Genomic DNA, 16937 nt, shown 5'->3' with positions numbered 1-16937 from the left:
TCTTGAATCCGGCTGCGACCGCGCGTGCATCGCACGCGGGCATGGGGCCGGAGGGGCCGTTCGGATCGACGCGCCGCGCAGTCTGCGAAGCTGCGGTGCGATGCGGCGCGCAGCGCGCCGACGCATCGCGTGCGCCCTTTCCGTCGGCTTTCGTCAGCCGCCTTCGAAGCGAAGGAGTGTAAGCATCAAACGGTTCTTCACTAAGAACCAATTGAAGAATTTCGATGGAACCACTTGTTGCATCGACAGCGATCGATGCAACGCTTGTACCCGTTTGCGGCGGCTCGCGGGCGAGCCGAAAGCGCCCGGCGAGGCCAGGCAGCGAGCCACAACCGGCGCGTCAGCGCGGGCCGCGGGCCATCTCGTCGCGCCATTTCGCGGGGACGATGGCCTGCCATTCTCGCAGAAGCAGGTTTTTCACGGCGTCCGGACGCGCCGCCGACAGCCGCACCAGCACGATCGGCCAGCCGACGTAGTGATCCGTCACGTAATACACGTCGGGTTCCGATTCGATCAGCCACGCGCGCTCGTCGGGGCCGACACCCTTCACGACGAGCGTGTCGCCGTCCTCGCGCAGCCGCGCGAGCATCTTGCCCTTCACCTTGAGCGCGGGCGTGCCGTACGACGTACCTTCCTCGACACCGCGCCATGCGAGCGCGATCTGCCGGACTTCGTCGAATGTCATGAGGCCCCCCCCGACTGCACGTCTTCGGTTCGCGATCCGGCCACCCTAGCGGAATTCGCGAAGGCGCGCCGTGGGAAGTGCACCTATCCGCGCGCCGCACGTGTGGCCGTCGACGCACGCCCCGTCGTCGCGACGATGGCGAAGGCGATCGCATTCGCGGCGGCGCTGGCCAGGATCGGCACGAGATAGCCGCCGCCCGCATCGTAGATGAAGCCGGCCGCGGTAGGCCCGATCAGCGTGCCGAATGCGACGCTCGTATAAAGCACGCCGATGATCCCGCTCACGTTGCGGCCACCGAAGTAGTCCATCACGACCGCCGGCAGCACGGCAACCCAGCCGCCGTAGAACACGCCGAACACGAGTGCGAACGCAGCAAGCGTCGCGACAGTGCCGGCACCGGCCCACGCAACGAGCGCGACGGCCATGCCCGCGTACATCGCGAGCAGCGATGTGCGGCGGCCGAAGCGGTCGGCGAGGCCGCCGAGGAAGAAGCGGCCGGCCGTGCTGCCGACGCCGATCGCCCCAAGCAACAGCACGGCCGTCGAAGACGCGACGCCATGGTCGAGCGCGTACGGCACGAGGTGAACGAACGGGACGAACACGCCGAACGAGCAAAAGAGGCATGCCGCGTAGAGGCTCGCGAACGGACGCGACGTGACGGCTTCGCGCACCGTCGCGCCGGCAGGCGCCGACGCGGCGACCGGCTGGCGACCCGCGGCGGCGCCGGGCGCCGAAGCCCCCGCATCGTGGCCGGTGACTTTCGCTCCGCCGCCGGGCTCATGCGCAGCCTCCCCGTCCGGCAGCAGCCCGCGCCCGCGCGGATCGTTCTCGATCAGCAGCGACATCCCCGCGCCGATCACGACCGCGGTCACGGCCAGCGTGAAATACGCACCGCGCCAGCCGATGTGCGCAATCAGCGCGGACGCGAGCGGCGGCATCACCAGCGTGCCGACACCGATCCCCGCGACCGCGAGCCCCGACGCGAAGCCGCGCCGCCGCACGAACCAGCGCTGCACGGCGCCGACGGCCGGCACGTACGCGCAGCCGACGCCGAGACCGACGCCAAGCCCGTACGCGATATAGACCTGCAGCAGCGTGTGCGCGGCGCCGGCGGCCGCGAGCCCGGCGCCCGTCAGCAGCATGCCGACGACCGCGAGCCGCCGGGAGCCGAAGCGATCGGCCAACGGCCCGCTGACGATCCCGAAGCCGAAATACAGGAAGCCGGCGAGCGAGAACACGAGCGAGATCTGCCCGCGCGAGGCGGCGAAGTCCCGCTGCAGCGACTCGACGAACGCACTGAACGTATAGGCGCTGCCGAACCCGACGAACGTGACGGCGAACGCGGCCGCGACCACGTACCAGCCATAGAAAAGACGCGACGCGCCCGGGCGGTTCATGACGATGCTCCTCTCAGGTCCCGCCGGACGCCGCACGGTGTCCGGTTTGCCTCGTGGATATAGTTGATCTATGTTGATCGCATTGGCCGCTGCAACGCAGCCGCGAAGCATGCGATCGAATGCGACAACGGTACTCGCGCCCATGTACCGCCTCAAACGATATTTCATCGATCATTCGCTTTAGAAAAACTAATGAATCGTTCCCGCCTGCCGCCACTCAACGCGCTGCGTGCATTCGAAGCAGCCGCCCGCCACCTGTCGGTGAAGTCGGCGGCCGAGGAGCTGTCGGTCACGCCCGGCGCGGTGAGCCAGATGATCCGCACGCTCGAGACGCATCTCGGCGTGCAACTGTTCGAGCGCGTCAACCGCGGCATCCTGCTGACGGCCGCCGGCCGCGACTACCTGCCGCCTGTGCGCAACGCGTTCCGGCAGATTGCCGATGCGTCGCAGCGCGTGTCGGGCGCCGCCGACAGCGGCGTGCTGACGGTGAGCGTCACGCCGTTCTTCGCGTCCGCGTGGCTCGTACCGCGCCTCGCCCAGTTCCGGGCGGCTTGCCCGGACGTCGACCTGCAGGTCGTCACGAGCCACGCACTCGCGGATTTTTCGCGCGACGGAGTCGACGTCGCGATCCGTCATGGCCTCGGGCGCTACATCGGGCTGTGCAGCGAGCGCCTGCTGACGGTGGAAATCGTCGCGCTCGCGTCGCCCGAGCTCGTCGCACGGCTCGGCATGCCGGCGACGCCAGCCGACCTCGTCGGCTGGCCGCAGTTGCACGACGCCGAGCGCAAGGGCTGGCACATCTGGTTCGGCGCGCAGCGGATCGACGATTTCGGCCCGCCGCGCGGCCCCGCGTTCGACGACTCGGGCCTGTTGCTGCAGGCGATCGTCGCCGGACAGGGCGCCGGGCTGCTGCCGGCCGCAATGGTGCGCGGCGAGCTGGCAAGCGGCCGCCTCGTGCAGCTCGCCGACGTCGCGTGGCTCGACGATTTCGCGTACTACCTCGTCTATCCGCCGCATCACGCGGAACGGCCGAAGGTCGCCGCCTTTCGCCGGTGGATCCTCGACGCCGCGCAGGCCGACGGCGCGGCGTCGATGTCGGGCGCGGCGTAGCGTCGCTCCCCTGCGCGGCGCCGGCCCCCTGCCGATCGGCTAACATGCGGCCCGGCACCGATAACAACAGACCGAGAGAGACCATGCCTGACCTGCTCCGCCGCGCAACGCGCATCGCGACCCTGTCCGCCGCGTTCTTCGTCGCGTGCGCCGCGCTGCCCCATCCGGCGCACGCGTACCGCGCACCGCCCGGCTACGGCAACGAAGCCGATCTCGACCGTCACGACACGTATCGCAACCGCGACGGTGAAACCGTGCACGCACCCGCGCATTCGAAATCGGGCCGCGTACCCGACGGCGCGAGTGCACGCTGCCGCGACGGCACGTACAGCTTCAGCCGTCACCGGCGCGGCACGTGCTCGGGGCACGGCGGCGTCGCCGCGTGGCTGTGAGCACGGCCCTGGCCAAAAGGCATGCGTCGCGCCAGCGGCAGCCGGCGGCGAAGTACAATAGCCGCTCGCGCCGCGGACTCGCGGCGACGCCGCCGCGCCATGCGCGGCACGCTCCGTACCGAATCACCCGACGCCGCCACGCCCGCGCGCCGCGCGGCAGTCTCAACCACTTCTGACTTTCACACCCAAATGGCCCAATACGTTTTCACGATGAACCGGGTCGGCAAGATCGTGCCGCCCAAGCGCCAGATCCTGAAGGACATCTCGCTGTCGTTCTTTCCCGGCGCGAAGATCGGCGTGCTCGGCCTGAACGGCTCGGGCAAGTCGACGCTGATCCGCATCATGGCGGGCGTCGACAAGGACATCGAAGGCGAGGCAACGCCGATGCCGAACCTGAACATCGGCTACCTGCCGCAGGAACCGCAGCTCGACCCGACGAAGACGGTGCGCGAAGCCGTCGAGGACGGTCTCGGTGACCTGTTCCAGGCCAACAAGAAGCTCGAGGAAATCTACGCGGCGTACGCGGAGCCGGATGCCGATTTCGACGCGCTCGCGGCCGAGCAGGCGAAGTACGAGGCGATCCTCGCGTCGAGCGACGGCGGCAGCCCTGAGCAGCAGCTCGAAGTGGCGGCCGACGCACTGCGCCTGCCGCCGTGGGACGCAAAGATCGAACACCTGTCGGGCGGTGAAAAGCGCCGCGTCGCACTGTGCAAGCTGCTGCTCGAAAAACCCGACATGCTGCTGCTCGACGAACCGACCAACCACCTCGACGCGGAATCGGTCGACTGGCTCGAGCAGTTCCTGGTGCGCTTCCCGGGCACCGTCGTCGCGGTCACCCACGATCGCTACTTCCTCGACAACGCAGCCGAGTGGATTCTCGAACTCGACCGCGGCCACGGCATTCCGTGGAAGGGCAACTACAGCAGCTGGCTCGACCAGAAGGAAGAGCGCCTGAAGCAGGAAGAAGCGTCGGAGTCGGCACGCCAGAAGGCGATCAAGAAGGAACTGGAGTGGGTGCGCCAGAACCCGAAGGGCCGCCAGGCGAAGTCGAAGGCACGTATCGCGCGCTTCGAGGAGCTGAACAGCCAGGAATACCAGAAGCGCAACGAGACGCAGGAAATCTTCATCCCGGTCGGCGACCGCCTCGGCAATGAAGTGATCGAGTTCAAGAACGTCAGCAAGGCGTTCGGCGATCGCCTGCTGATCGACAACCTGAACCTGAAGATCCCGGCCGGTGCGATCGTCGGCATCATCGGCCCGAACGGCGCCGGCAAGTCGACGCTGTTCCGGATGCTGACGGGCAAGGAACAGCCGGATTCGGGCGAAGTCGTGATGGGGCCGACGGTGAAGCTCGCATACGTCGACCAGAGCCGCGACGCGCTCGACGGCACGAAGACGGTGTTCGAGGAAATCTCGGGCGGCGCCGACGTGCTGACGGTGGGCAAGTACGAAACGCCGTCGCGCGCGTACATCGGCCGCTTCAACTTCAAGGGCGGCGATCAGCAGAAGATCGTCGGCAACCTGTCCGGCGGTGAACGCGGCCGCCTGCACCTCGCGAAGACGCTGATCTCGGGCGGCAACGTGCTGCTGCTCGACGAACCGTCGAACGACCTCGACGTCGAAACGCTGCGCGCGCTGGAAGACGCGCTGCTCGAATTCGCAGGCTCGGTGATGGTGATCTCGCACGATCGCTGGTTCCTCGACCGGATCGCGACGCACATCCTCGCGTTCGAAGGCGATTCGCAGGTCACGTTCTTCGACGGCAACTACCAGGAGTACGAAGCCGACAAGCGTGCGCGCCTCGGCGAAGAAGCCGCGAAGCCGAAACGCCTGCGCTACAAGCCGATCAGCCGCTGACCGGCGCGGCCCGGATGTCCGGCACCGCGGTAACGCAAGGCCGGACACCGAGCGTGATCGCTTCAGGCGCAGCACAACAAAAAGCGGGCCACTGGCCCGCTTTTTTTATCTGACGGTTGGCTGCTTGCTCGCCGCTTACGCAAGCGCGCCCAGTTCGCGCAGCCGCGCCTCGGTCGCCGCCGCACTCGTGTGATGAATGCCGTGCCAGCCGAGCGCCGTCGCGGCCGCGGCGTTCTTCGCGTTGTCGTCGATGAACACGAGTTCGTGCGGTGCGATGCCCGGCAAGTGCGGCTCGATCCGCGCATGCATCTCGCGGTAGATCGCCGGATCGGGTTTCACGAGCTTCACACGGCCCGACACGACGATGTCCTTGAAACGCCGCAGGACCGGGAAGTTGTCCCACGCATACGGGAACGTCTCCGCTGACCAGTTCGTCAGCCCGAACAGCGGCATCCCCTGCGCGTCGAGCCGGTCGACGAGCGCGGCGCCTTCGTCGAGCACGCCGCCGATCATCTCGTGCCAGCGTGTGTAGAACGCACGGATCAGCGCCTCGTGCTCCGGAAATTTCGCGACGAGTTCGGCCGTGCCTTCCTCGATCGTCTGCCCGCCGTCCTGGCGAACCACCCAGTCCATCGCGCACACATGCGTGAAGAACCAGCGGCGCTCCGCGTCGTCGGGAATCAGTTCCCTGTAGAGGTACTCGGGGCTCCAGTCGATCAGCACGCCGCCGAAATCGAACACCACGGCCTTGATCGTCATGCGAACTCCGTTGTCAGCACGTCGGCGAGCGGACGCGGCGTGACCGCGTTGCCCGACAGCGAATTGTTTGACCAGATGAAGAGGTGATGCGCGACGATCTGCGCGGCCGACAGGTGCGCGCGCTCGTTCGTCGTGTGCAGGTCGGACACGACGGTCGTCCGGTAGCCGAGCAGCGCCGCGCGGCGCGCGGCCGAATCGACACAGAACTCGGTCGCATAACCGCAGATCAGCACCGAACGGATGCCATGGCGGTCGAGCTGCGCCGCGAGCGGCGTGTCGTGGAACGAATCGCTCATCTGCTTGCGCACGCGCCAGTCGTCGCTGCCGACGACCAGCCCCGCATGCAGCTCCCAGCCCGGCGTGCCGGGCACGATGTCGTCGTCCGCATCGCCGTCATGCTGCACGAAGCACACGGGCGCGTTCGCCGCACGCGCCGCCGCCGTCAACCGGTTGATGCCCGACACGACGTCGTCGAGCCGGTAAGCGGGCTGCGCCCGCTCCACCAGCCCGCGCTGCATGTCAATCACGATCACTGCTGTGTCCGCCATTGCTTGCCCTCGGTTTTGTCGTTCGGCCGTTGTCCGGCCGTTATCGCATGTTGTTGCGTCAGATCGGCTGCGTGCGTGCGTCGAGCCATGCCTTCGCATCGCCGCTCAGGTGCCGGCCGACGCGCTCGCGCACCGTCGCGTGATACGTGTTCAGCCACGCGCGCTCTTCGTCATGCAGCATCTCGATCAGCACGCAGCGCGTGTCGATCGGGCACAGCGTCAGCGTCTCGAACGCGAGGAAATCGCCGAACTCGGTCTGCCCGGCTGCGCGGTTCACGACCAGGTTCTCGATCCGGATGCCCCACTGGCCGGGGCGATACACGCCCGGCTCGATGGACGTGATCATGCCCTCTTCCATCGCCGTGTGCGGCTCGGCCGGCGCGTAGTGCGAGATCACCTGCGGGCCTTCGTGCACGTTCAGGAAGTAGCCGACGCCATGCCCCGTGCCGTGGCCGTAATCGAGTCCGGCCGCCCACATCGGCGCGCGCGCGATCGCGTCGAGCATCGGCGAGCGGATGCCGCGCGGGAAACGGGCGCGCGACAGCGCCATCATCGATTTCAGCACGATCGTGAAATCGCGCCGCTGCAGGTCGCTGACCGTGCCGACCGGCACGACGCGTGTGATGTCGGTCGTGCCCGTCACGTACTGGCCGCCCGAATCGATCAGCAGCAGCCCGTCGCCGGCGATCGTCGCGTGCGACTCCGGCGTCGCGCGGTAATGCGGCATCGCGCCGTTCGCGTTGAAGCCCGCGATCGTCGCGAAGCTCCGCGACACATAGCCGGGGCGCCGCGCGCGCGCGGCGGTGAGTTTCTCGTCGATCGTCAGCTCGGTGATCGTCTCGCGGCTCAAGGCCTGTTCGAGCCAGGTGAAGAATTCCGCGAGCGCGGCACCGTCGTGCTCCATCGTCACGCGCACGTGCTCGATCTCGGTGGACGTCTTGCGCGACTTCGCGAACGTCGACGGATTCACGGCCTCGACGAGCTTCACGCCGGCCGGCACGGCCTCGAGCGTGCCGAACGTCACGCGGCGCGGGTCGATCAGCAGCGTCGCGCCGTCGGGCAGCGCCGCGAGCGCGGCGCGCGCGGCGTCGTAGGCACGGACGTCGACGCCGTCCTGTGCGAGCGACGCGGCCAATGCCGGCGACACCTTGCCGTCGGCGACGAACAGCGTCGCGCGATCGGCGCCGATCATTGCGTGCGCAACGAATACGGGATTGAAGTTGACGTCGGCACCGCGAAGGTTGAACAGCCATGCGAGATCGTCGAGCGTCGAGACGAAATGCCACTGCGCGCCCAGCGCACGCATCGAGCGGCGCACTTCGGCCAGCTTGCTCGCGCGCGTCGTGTCGGCCTGCGGCGCCGCGTGCTCGAACACCGCGTCGCCGGGCAGCCCCGGCCGCTCGGGCCAGATCGCGTCGAGCAGGTCGAGGTCGGTGCGCAGCGCGATGCCGCGCGCGTTCAGTGCGCCCGTCAGCCCGCGTGCGGCCGCGACGCCGAGCACGGCGCCGTCGACGCCGACCGTCGCACCCGCCGCCACGTTCTGCGCGAGCCAGTCGACGTGCGGCGCGCTCTGCTGCCCGCCCGTCATCTTCATCAGTTGTACGCCCGTGCCGGCCAGTTCGGCGTCTGCCTGCACCCAGTAGCGGCTGTCGACCCACAACCCCGCGAAATCCGCGGTCACGACCAGCGTACCGACCGAGCCCGTGAAGCCGGACAGCCAGCGGCGGGCCTGCCAGCGCTCCGGCAGATACTCGGACAGATGGGGATCGGCGGACGGCACGAGATAGGCGGCCAGGTTCTCGCGGGCCATGGCACCACGCAGCAGCGCGAGGCGGGCCGGCACCGGCGAGACTTCGGGAAGACGGGCATTCATGATTTCACCTGAGAGCATTCAGCGACGGGCCGACAGCGCAACCGTCACGGCTACGGCGAGGAACGCGACGCCGGTGCAGACCGGCCATTCGAGCGTCTCGCCATCGTAAAACAGTCCTGAAAGATTGCCGGCCATGCGGGCCGCGGACGCGCCGACGATGCCGGCAAACACCGCGATCCACCATGCCGGCCGGCCCGTGCGCCGCATCGGATGCAGCCATCGGCCGAACAGCCCGACGGCCGCTCCCAGGACAAGGATTCCAAACCAGTTCATCCAACGCCTTCCATAAATTCGGATTCGTCCCATAGGCGTGAACGTTGCCAGCGGCTAGCATCGATTCATCCATCGAACCCGAGACCAGCCGGGTGCCGCGAACATTCGAGTGTAGGGGCCGACTCAACGTTATGGCAAGCGCACACCGGTTGCCGTATTGAAGAAATTCTCATGCGAATCGCTCTGATCGATCCGGACGCGCGCCATGCCGCGCTCCTGAACCGCCTGCTCTTTGCAGGCGGCCACGTGTGCCACGCGTTTCCGTCCAGTACGGCGTTCTTCGCGTGGCTCGCTACCGACACCTGCGACATGCTGATCACCGGCCACTGGGCCGGCGACCAGCCGGCCGAGGAAATCATTCCGCGTGCGCAGACGGTCCTGCCCGGGCTGCCGGCCATCGTCGTGATGCAATTGCCGCGCGAGAGCGAAATCGTATCGTGCCTGCACGCGGGCGCCGACGATTGCCTCGTGCGCCCGGTGAGCGGGCCCGAGCTGCTCGCGCGCGTCAACGCGCTGAGCCGGCGCGCCGGCGTGCGCCGGCCACCGACACGATCGCGCGAAAAGTATGGCGAATACGCGTTCGACGCCACGCACTGCCTCGTTCGCTTCGGCGGCGCAATCGTTTCACTCACGCCGAAGGAGTTCCGTTTCGCGCAGTTGCTGTTCGCGAACCTGTCGCGGCCCGTGTCGCGCGCCCATATCCTCGAAACGGTGTGGGCACGCCGCCGCGACATGAAGTCGCGCACGCTCGATACCCACGCGTCCCGGCTGCGCAGCAAGCTGCAGCTGCTTCCGGAGCGCGGCTACCGGCTGCTGCCGCTCTACGGCTACGGCTATCAGCTCGACCGCGTGCCGATCGAGCCCCCAAATTCGCGGCCCCGCCACGCTGATGCCCGGTATGCGGCGAGTGAGGAAATCGCTGAAACGCTATAATATGGGGCTAAACGATAGCCCTCGATATGCAACTCCTCACGATCGGAATCAATCACCACACTGCGCCTGTCGCCCTGCGCGAACGCGTGGCGTTTCCGCTCGAGCAGATCAAGCCGGCTCTCGTCACGTTCAAGAACCTGCTTCTCGGGCCCCAGGCGCCCAACACACCCGAAGCAGCGATCCTCTCCACCTGCAACCGCACCGAACTGTATTGCGCGACAGATGATCGCGCAGCACGCGAAGGCGCGGTCCGCTGGCTGTCGGAGTATCACCGGATTCCGGTCGACGAACTCGCCCCGCACGTCTATGCGCTGCCGCAGTCGGAAGCGGTTCGGCACGCGTTTCGCGTCGCATCCGGCCTCGATTCGATGGTGCTTGGCGAAACACAGATTCTGGGCCAGATGAAGGATGCCGTCCGAACCGCGACGGAAGCCGGCGCGCTCGGCACCTATCTGAACCAGCTGTTCCAGCGCACGTTTGCAGTGGCGAAGGAAGTGCGCGGCACGACCGAGATCGGCACGCAATCGGTGTCGATGGCCGCCGCCGCGGTTCGCCTCGCGCAACGGATCTTCGAGAAAGTGTCCGATCAGCGCGTGCTGTTCATCGGCGCCGGCGAGATGATCGAACTGTGCGCGACGCACTTCGCCGCACAAGGCCCGCGCGAACTCGTCGTTGCGAACCGCACGGCCGAACGCGGCCAGCGGCTCGCCGAACGCTTCAGCGGCCGCGCGATGCCGCTCGCGGATCTGCCGACCCGCATGCACGAATTCGACATCATCGTGTCGTGCACGGCGTCGACGCTGCCGATCATCGGCCTCGGCGCAGTCGAACGCGCGGTGAAGGCACGCCGTCACCGGCCGATCTTCATGGTCGACCTCGCGGTGCCGCGCGACATCGAGCCCGAAGTCGGCAAGCTGAAGGACGTGTTCCTCTACACCGTCGACGATCTCGGCGCAATCGTGCGCGAAGGCAATGCATCGCGCCAGGCGGCAGTCGCGCAGGCCGAAGCGATCATCGAGACGCGCGTGCAGAATTTCATGCAATGGCTCGACACGCGCAGCGTCGTGCCGGTGATCCGTCACATGCATACGCAGGCCGACGCGCTGCGCCGGGCCGAAGTCGACAAGGCGCAGAAGCTGCTCGCGCGCGGCGACGATCCGGCCGCCGTGCTCGAAGCGCTGTCGCAGGCGCTGACCAACAAGCTGATCCACGGCCCGACGAGCGCGCTCAACCGCGTGAACGGCGCCGATCGCGATTCGCTGATCGACCTGATGCGCGGCTTCTACCAGCACGCACCGCGCTCGAACGACCAGTCCGGCCACTAGCGCCGGCCGATCGCCCTGCCGCCGGCCGCACGCCGGCCTATCCTTTCCGAATACCCCTTTGCCCGGGAGCGCCGCTCCACACCATGAAGACGAGCATGCAACGCAAGCTCGACCAGCTGTCCACACGGCTGGCCGAACTGAACGACCTGCTGAGCCGCGAAAACGTCACGGCCGACCTCGACCAGTACCGCAAGCTGACGCGTGAACATGCGGAACTCGGCCCGGTGGTCGAACAGTACGCGCTGTGGCGCCAGTCGCGCAGCGACGAAACGGCCGCGCAGGAGCTGCTCGGCGATCTGTCGATGCGCGACTTCGCAGAAGACGAAATCCGCAGCGCGCGCGAGAGCATGACCCGCCTCGAGACCGAGCTGCAGAAGATGCTGCTGCCGAAGGATCCGAACGACGACCGCAACATCTTCCTCGAAATCCGTGCGGGCACGGGCGGCGACGAATCGGCGCTGTTTGCAGGCGACCTGCTGCGCATGTACCTGCGCTTCGCCGAGCGCCAGCGCTGGCAGGTCGAAATGATGTCGGAAAGCGCGTCGGATCTCGGCGGCTACAAGGAAGTGATCGTGCGGATCGCGGGCCAGGGCGCGTATTCGCGCCTGAAGTTCGAATCGGGCGGCCATCGCGTGCAGCGCGTGCCGGCAACCGAGACGCAGGGGCGCATCCACACTTCCGCGTGCACGGTCGCGGTGATGCCGGAAGCCGACGAAATCGGCGAGGTCGAGATCAATCCGGCCGACCTGCGGATCGACACGTTCCGTGCGTCCGGCGCGGGCGGCCAGCACATCAACAAGACCGATTCGGCGGTGCGTGTCACGCACATCCCGAGCGGGATCGTCGTCGAGTGCCAGGACGACCGTTCGCAGCACAAGAACAAGGATCGCGCGCTGAAGGTGCTCGCCGCGCGCATCAAGGACAAGCAGTATCACGAGCAGCACGCGAAGGAAGCAGCGACGCGCAAGAGCCTGATCGGCTCCGGCGACCGCTCGGAACGGATCCGCACGTACAACTTCCCGCAGGGCCGGATGACCGACCACCGGATCAACCTGACGCTGTACCGGCTCGAGGCGATCATGGACGGCGACCTCGACGAACTGATCGGCGTGCTGGCCAGCGAGCACCAGGCCGAACTGCTCGCGTCGCTCGGCGACACCGACTGAGGTCGCGATGCCCGACACTACCGCCGACGAACTGCTGCGCGCGTCTGCACTCGACGCGGTCGATGCACGGGTGCTGCTCGCGCACGCACTCGGCTGGACCCGCACGCAACTGATCACGCGCGGCGACGCGCCGCTCGACGCGGCCGCGGTCGAACGCTACCGCACGCTCGAGGCGCGCCGCATGGCCGGCGAGCCGGTCGCGCAGCTCGTCGGGATGCGCGAATTCTTCGGCCGGCCGTTCGACGTGACGCCGGACGTGCTGATCCCGCGCCCTGAGACCGAACTGCTCGTCGAAGCCGCACTCGATGCGATCGACGGGCTGCCGCATGCGGCCGTGCTCGATCTCGGCACCGGCAGCGGCGCGATTGCCGTGTCGATCGCCGCCGAGCGGCCCGATGCGCGCGTGTGGGCGCTCGACCGTTCGCCGGCCGCACTCGCGGTTGCGCAGCGCAATGCAGGCAAGCTGCTCGAGGCACACCGCCCCGGCGGCCCGCTGCACTGGTTGCAGAGCGACTGGTACGCGGCGCTCGACCCGGCGCTCGCATTCGACACGATCGTCAGCAATCCGCCGTACATCGCGCAGCACGATCCGCACCTCACGCAGGGCGACCTGCGTTTCGAGCCGCGCGGCGCACTCACCGACGATGCCGACGGCCTCAGCGCGATCCGCACGATCGTCGCGGGCGCCGGCACCTACCTGAAACCGGGCGGCACGCTCTGGATCGAGCACGGCTACGACCAGGCCGAGGCCGTGCGCGCGGTGCTCGCATCGCACGGCTTCGTCGCGGTCGAATCGCTCGCCGATCTGGCCGCGATCGAACGCACGACAGGCGGCCGCCTGCCGGGCTGATGCCCGGCCCACCCGGTCGAAATCCGCTATCATTTCGATCTAACGCCCCGCAAACGCAAGGTCAGTCATGGACACCCAACAACGTATCAAGCAAATCGTCGACGAAAACCAGGTCGTGCTCTTCATGAAGGGCAACGCACAATTCCCGATGTGCGGCTTTTCGGGCCGCGCCATCCAGGTGCTGAAGGCCTGCGGCGTCGACCAGATCAAGACGGTCAACGTGCTCGAAGACGACGAGATCCGCCAGGGGATCAAGGAATTCTCGAACTGGCCAACCATCCCGCAGCTCTACGTGAAGGGTGAATTCATCGGTGGCTCGGACATCATGATGGAGATGTACCAGTCGGGTGAACTGCAACAACTGTTCGCCGCCGCGTAATACGCCCCGCCCCCTTTCGATGGCATCTCCCAGCGCGCCGCCACGCCGGCTGATCGTCGCGATCACCGGCGCCACCGGCGCGATCTACGGCGTCCGGCTGCTCGACCTGCTGCGCGCCGCCGGCGGCGTCGAAACGCACCTGCTGATTTCGAACGCCGGCTGGCTCAACATCCAGCACGAACTGAAGCTGTCGAAGGCCGATGTCGAAAGCCGTGCGGACGTCGTGCATTCGGTGCGCGACGTCGGCGCGACGATCGCGTCGGGGTCGTTCGCGACCGACGGGATGGTGATCGCGCCATGCTCGATGAAGACGCTCGCGAGCGTCGCACACGGGCTGTCCGACAACCTGATCACGCGCGCAGCCGACGTCACGTTGAAGGAGCGCCGCCGCCTCGTGCTGATGGTGCGCGAAACGCCGTTCAACCTCGCGCATCTGCGCAACATGACGGCCGTCACCGAAATGGGCGGCATCGTCTTTCCGCCGCTGCCCGCGTTCTACGCGATGCCGAAGACGATCGAGGAACTCGTCGACCAGACCGTCACGCGCGTGCTCGACCTGTTCGCGCTCAGCGCACCGCAGACGACACCGTGGGCCGGCATCCGGCACGCTCAGTAAGCGCACCTCCGCAGATTCGTTCTGCGCGCATCTTCGCCGATTTCGGCGGAAATTCGTTCGATTTCACGAATACCGTGCCCACCTGCCGCGGAACGCGCGCCACCGCCCCGATTAACAACAAAAGAGCGTCAATCAAATTCCAAAACGCGGATTTATCAATACCCGGTGCACGCCTATAGTCACAGGCAAATCCCTTTGCAGGCCACCGCCATGAACCGCTTGCCTTCGCTCTACCTGTCCCACGGCGCCCCGACGCTGCCGATCGACCCGACGCTGCCGTCCGGCGCGTTCACCCACCTTGGCGCCGAATTGCCGCGTCCGCGCGCGGTGCTGATGCTGTCCGCGCACTGGGGCACGCAGCAGCCCGTCGCCAGCATCGCCGCGCATCCGGAAACGATCCACGACTTCTACGGCTTTCCACAGGCGCTGTACGACATCCGCTACCCGGCGCCCGGCGCGCCCGACGTCGCCGAGCGCGCGGCCGGGCTGCTGAACGCGGCCGGCATCGCGACCGCGATGACCGAGCACGGCCTCGACCACGGCGCATGGGTGCCGATGCTGCTGATGTTCCCGGAAGCCGACGTGCCGGTGGCGCAGTTGTCGATCCAGCCGCGTGCGGACGCAGCGCACCACTTCGCACTCGGCCGCGCGCTGCGGCCGCTGCGCGACGAAGGCGTGATGGTGATCGGCTCCGGCCAGATCACGCACAACCTGCGCGCCGCCGATTTCGGAGCGGCGCCGGAGGATGCGGACCCGCGCGTCGCGGAATTCACCGACTGGTTCGAGTCGAAGCTGGCCGCACGCGACGTCGACGCGCTGCTCGACTACCGCCGGCAGGCGCCGCATGCCGCGCTGATGCACCCGACCGACGAGCATCTGCTGCCGGTATTCACGGCGCTCGGCGCGGCGGACGACGACTACCAACTCGGCATCCAGTCGCTCGGCACGTACCAGCGCGTGCTCGCGATGACAAACTACGTGTTCGCGAGCACGGCCGCCTGAGCGTCACGCGACAACCGGCCAACAAAAAGCCCGCCCGAGCATCGCTCGGGCGGGCTTTTTCCGCTGCTTGCTGCCGCCGCCGAATCCGGCGACAGGTCACGCGTCAGGCACCGATCCCTTCGAGGATCTCGTCGTGCGATTCACGCTCGTCGAGATACTTGGTCCGGTAGCCGGTATTCACGCCCCAGAAGTAGAACACCAGCGCGATTGCCGCGACGACCAGCATGTCCCAGCCGTACGGCAGCACGCCGTGGCCGCCGAATTCCTTGCTGCCGATCAGCGACAGCACGGCCATCGTCGGCAGGTACGCGACCAGCCACCATGCGGCCTTCAGGTCGTCACCCCAGCCGGTCCAGCCCGACTTCGCCTGGAAGAAGAAGTACACCGGCAGCGCGACGATCATCAGCAGGATGATCTCGCCCGTCAGCGGCCACTTCGCCCAGTACAGGATCAGCGACGCGCAGACGAACGCGAACGGGGCGATCAGCTTCATCAGCGGAATCGACAGCGGACGCTCGATGTCGGTCGCCGCGCGGCGCAGCGCCATCAGGCTGATCGGGCCGGTCAGGTACGAAATCACCGTCGCGACCGAGATCACCGCCGCGAGCGAGCTCCAGCCGCGGAAGAAGAACAGGAAGATGAACGAAACCAGCAGGTTGAACCACATCGCCTGACGCGGCACGCCGTAGAGCGGGTGCACGTTGCCGAACATCTTCGGCATCGTGTTGTTGCGCTCCATCGCGTAGATCATGCGGGTGGTGGTCGCCATGTACGTCGTGCCGGTGCCGCTCGGGCTGATGAACGCATCGACATACAGCAGGATCGCCAGCCAGTTCAGGTTCAGCGCGATCGCCAGTTCGGCGAACGGCGACTTGAAGTTGAAGTGCGACCAGCCCTGCGCGACGTCAGCCGGATTCACCGAACCGATATACGCCATCTGCAGCAGCACGTAGATCACGAGCGCGATCAGGATCGACGTGATCACCGCGAACGGCACGCTGCGCGACGGGTTGCGCGCTTCGCCCGCAAGGTTCACCGGGCTCTGGAAGCCGTTGAACGCGAACACGATGCCGCTCGTCGCGACCGCGGTCAGCACCGCCGACCAGCCGTACGGCGCAAAGCTTGCATTGGATGCGGTGCCGAGGTTTTCCGGATGGTAGCTCGTCAGCATCAGGCCGAGGATCGTGAGGCCGGGGATCAGGAACTTGAAGATCGTGATCGTGGTGTTCGCACGGGCAAACGCCTTCACGCCCCAGTAGTTCAGCAAGAAGTAGATGACGACCAGCACGGCCGACAGCAGCAGGCCGGGTACCGTCAGCTCGCCGTTCACGAACAGCGCATGCGCCCACGGATACGGCCACGTGCTCATGTACTGAATCGACGCCTCAGCCTCGATCGGGATCACGGATACGATCGCGATCCAGTTCGCCCACGCGCTGATGAAGCCGACCAGCGAGCCATGCGAGTAGCGCGCGTAGCGCACCATGCCGCCCGACTCGGGGAACATCGCACCCAGTTCCGCGTACGTCAGGGCAATCGCGAGAATCACGACCGCGCCGATGATCCATGCGCAGATCGCCGCCGGACCAGCGATCTTCGCGGCCTTCCAGGCACCGAACAGCCAGCCCGAGCCGATAATCGAACCCAGCCCCGTCAGCATCAATGCAAACGGGCCGATGTTCCGTTGAATAGAACTCTTCACATCCTCTCCTGTGTCTCAAAAAGCATGGTCGGCCTGCGGTCCGGGATCGGCTCGGACTGCACCGCGCACG

At 67.1% G+C, this 16937-nt stretch carries 17 protein-coding genes; 10 read left to right on the top strand and 7 right to left on the bottom strand.

Features of this window, described 5'->3' with window-relative positions; all coding sequences use genetic code 11:
• Window positions 1-340: 340 nt before the first annotated feature.
• Both ACPTTF_RS02315 and ACPTTF_RS02310 read right to left on the bottom strand, forming a co-directional pair.
• The gene (locus ACPTTF_RS02315) at window positions 341-685 is read right to left on the bottom strand and encodes an MmcQ/YjbR family DNA-binding protein (protein ID WP_166965539.1); all 345 of its coding nucleotides are present in this window, start codon (window positions 683-685) and stop codon (window positions 341-343) included.
• Between the two features lie 83 nt (window positions 686-768).
• Entirely contained in the window at window positions 769-2082 is a 1314-nt protein-coding gene (locus tag ACPTTF_RS02310; RefSeq protein WP_423370148.1) for an MFS transporter, read from the bottom strand.
• Between the two features lie 192 nt (window positions 2083-2274).
• On the opposite strand from ACPTTF_RS02310, the gene gcvA reads away from it, so the two are divergent.
• From gcvA to ettA, 3 genes are all read left to right on the top strand, one after another.
• Window positions 2275-3192 (top strand): transcriptional regulator GcvA, encoded by a 918-nt coding sequence (gcvA, locus tag ACPTTF_RS02305; RefSeq protein WP_166965544.1) that lies wholly within the window; start codon window positions 2275-2277, stop codon window positions 3190-3192.
• An 83-nt stretch (window positions 3193-3275) separates the two neighbouring features.
• Entirely contained in the window at window positions 3276-3584 is a 309-nt protein-coding gene (locus ACPTTF_RS02300) for a DUF3761 domain-containing protein (RefSeq protein ID WP_423370147.1), read from the top strand.
• Between the two features lie 189 nt (window positions 3585-3773).
• Window positions 3774-5441 (top strand): energy-dependent translational throttle protein EttA, encoded by a 1668-nt coding sequence (gene ettA / locus ACPTTF_RS02295; RefSeq protein ID WP_011350800.1) that lies wholly within the window; start codon window positions 3774-3776, stop codon window positions 5439-5441.
• Window positions 5442-5576: 135 nt separating this feature from the next.
• Here the strand turns inward: ettA and ACPTTF_RS02290 are convergent, their stop codons facing one another.
• From ACPTTF_RS02290 to ACPTTF_RS02275, 4 genes are read right to left on the bottom strand one after another with little or no spacing between them, the layout of a single operon-like run.
• A complete protein-coding gene (locus tag ACPTTF_RS02290) occupies window positions 5577-6200 on the bottom strand; it encodes an HAD family hydrolase (RefSeq protein ID WP_423370146.1) in 624 nt (207 codons plus the stop codon).
• The gene (locus ACPTTF_RS02285) at window positions 6197-6748 is read right to left on the bottom strand and encodes a cysteine hydrolase family protein (protein ID WP_423370145.1); all 552 of its coding nucleotides are present in this window, start codon (window positions 6746-6748) and stop codon (window positions 6197-6199) included. Before ACPTTF_RS02285 ends, ACPTTF_RS02290 begins: the two co-directional genes overlap by 4 nt.
• Window positions 6749-6806: 58 nt before the next feature.
• Window positions 6807-8621 carry an aminopeptidase P family protein gene (locus ACPTTF_RS02280; protein WP_423370144.1) on the bottom strand — a complete coding sequence of 605 codons (1815 nt, stop codon included), beginning with the start codon at window positions 8619-8621 and terminating at the stop codon, window positions 6807-6809.
• 18 nt (window positions 8622-8639) lie between these two features.
• Window positions 8640-8894 (bottom strand): hypothetical protein, encoded by a 255-nt coding sequence (locus ACPTTF_RS02275; protein ID WP_423370143.1) that lies wholly within the window; start codon window positions 8892-8894, stop codon window positions 8640-8642.
• Between the two features lie 171 nt (window positions 8895-9065).
• Between ACPTTF_RS02275 and ACPTTF_RS02270 the strand changes: the two genes are divergently transcribed.
• The 7 genes from ACPTTF_RS02270 (at window position 9066) to ACPTTF_RS02240 (ending at window position 15165) form a co-directional block, all read left to right on the top strand.
• Window positions 9066-9827, top strand: a complete 762-nt coding sequence (locus tag ACPTTF_RS02270) for a response regulator transcription factor (RefSeq protein ID WP_166965556.1) — start codon at window positions 9066-9068, stop codon at window positions 9825-9827.
• A gap of 26 nt (window positions 9828-9853) precedes the next feature.
• Window positions 9854-11152: a glutamyl-tRNA reductase gene (hemA, locus tag ACPTTF_RS02265; RefSeq protein WP_423370142.1), complete on the top strand. Its 1299-nt coding sequence runs from the start codon at window positions 9854-9856 to the stop codon at window positions 11150-11152.
• Window positions 11153-11235: 83 nt separating this feature from the next.
• Window positions 11236-12318, top strand: a complete 1083-nt coding sequence (prfA, locus tag ACPTTF_RS02260; RefSeq protein ID WP_423370141.1) for a peptide chain release factor 1 — start codon at window positions 11236-11238, stop codon at window positions 12316-12318.
• A 7-nt stretch (window positions 12319-12325) separates the two neighbouring features.
• Window positions 12326-13168 (top strand): peptide chain release factor N(5)-glutamine methyltransferase, encoded by an 843-nt coding sequence (prmC, locus tag ACPTTF_RS02255; protein WP_423370140.1) that lies wholly within the window; start codon window positions 12326-12328, stop codon window positions 13166-13168.
• 67 nt (window positions 13169-13235) lie between these two features.
• Window positions 13236-13547, top strand: coding sequence for a Grx4 family monothiol glutaredoxin (gene grxD, locus ACPTTF_RS02250; RefSeq protein WP_166965564.1), 312 nt, complete (start codon window positions 13236-13238; stop codon window positions 13545-13547).
• A gap of 19 nt (window positions 13548-13566) precedes the next feature.
• Entirely contained in the window at window positions 13567-14163 is a 597-nt protein-coding gene (locus ACPTTF_RS02245; RefSeq protein ID WP_047851571.1) for a UbiX family flavin prenyltransferase, read from the top strand.
• 210 nt (window positions 14164-14373) lie between these two features.
• Window positions 14374-15165, top strand: a complete 792-nt coding sequence (locus tag ACPTTF_RS02240) for a DODA-type extradiol aromatic ring-opening family dioxygenase (protein ID WP_423370139.1) — start codon at window positions 14374-14376, stop codon at window positions 15163-15165.
• Window positions 15166-15268: 103 nt separating this feature from the next.
• Here the strand turns inward: ACPTTF_RS02240 and ACPTTF_RS02235 are convergent, their stop codons facing one another.
• Complete coding sequence (locus ACPTTF_RS02235) at window positions 15269-16867, bottom strand: APC family permease (protein ID WP_423370138.1); 1599 nt, start codon at window positions 16865-16867, stop codon at window positions 15269-15271.
• Window positions 16868-16937 lie beyond the last annotated feature (70 nt).

The organism is Burkholderia crassaminum (assembly GCF_964265005.1).
Taxonomy (GTDB): domain Bacteria; phylum Pseudomonadota; class Gammaproteobacteria; order Burkholderiales; family Burkholderiaceae; genus Burkholderia.
Note: the sequence above shows the minus strand (reverse complement) of the source record. Positions and strands in the feature narration are given on the sequence as shown.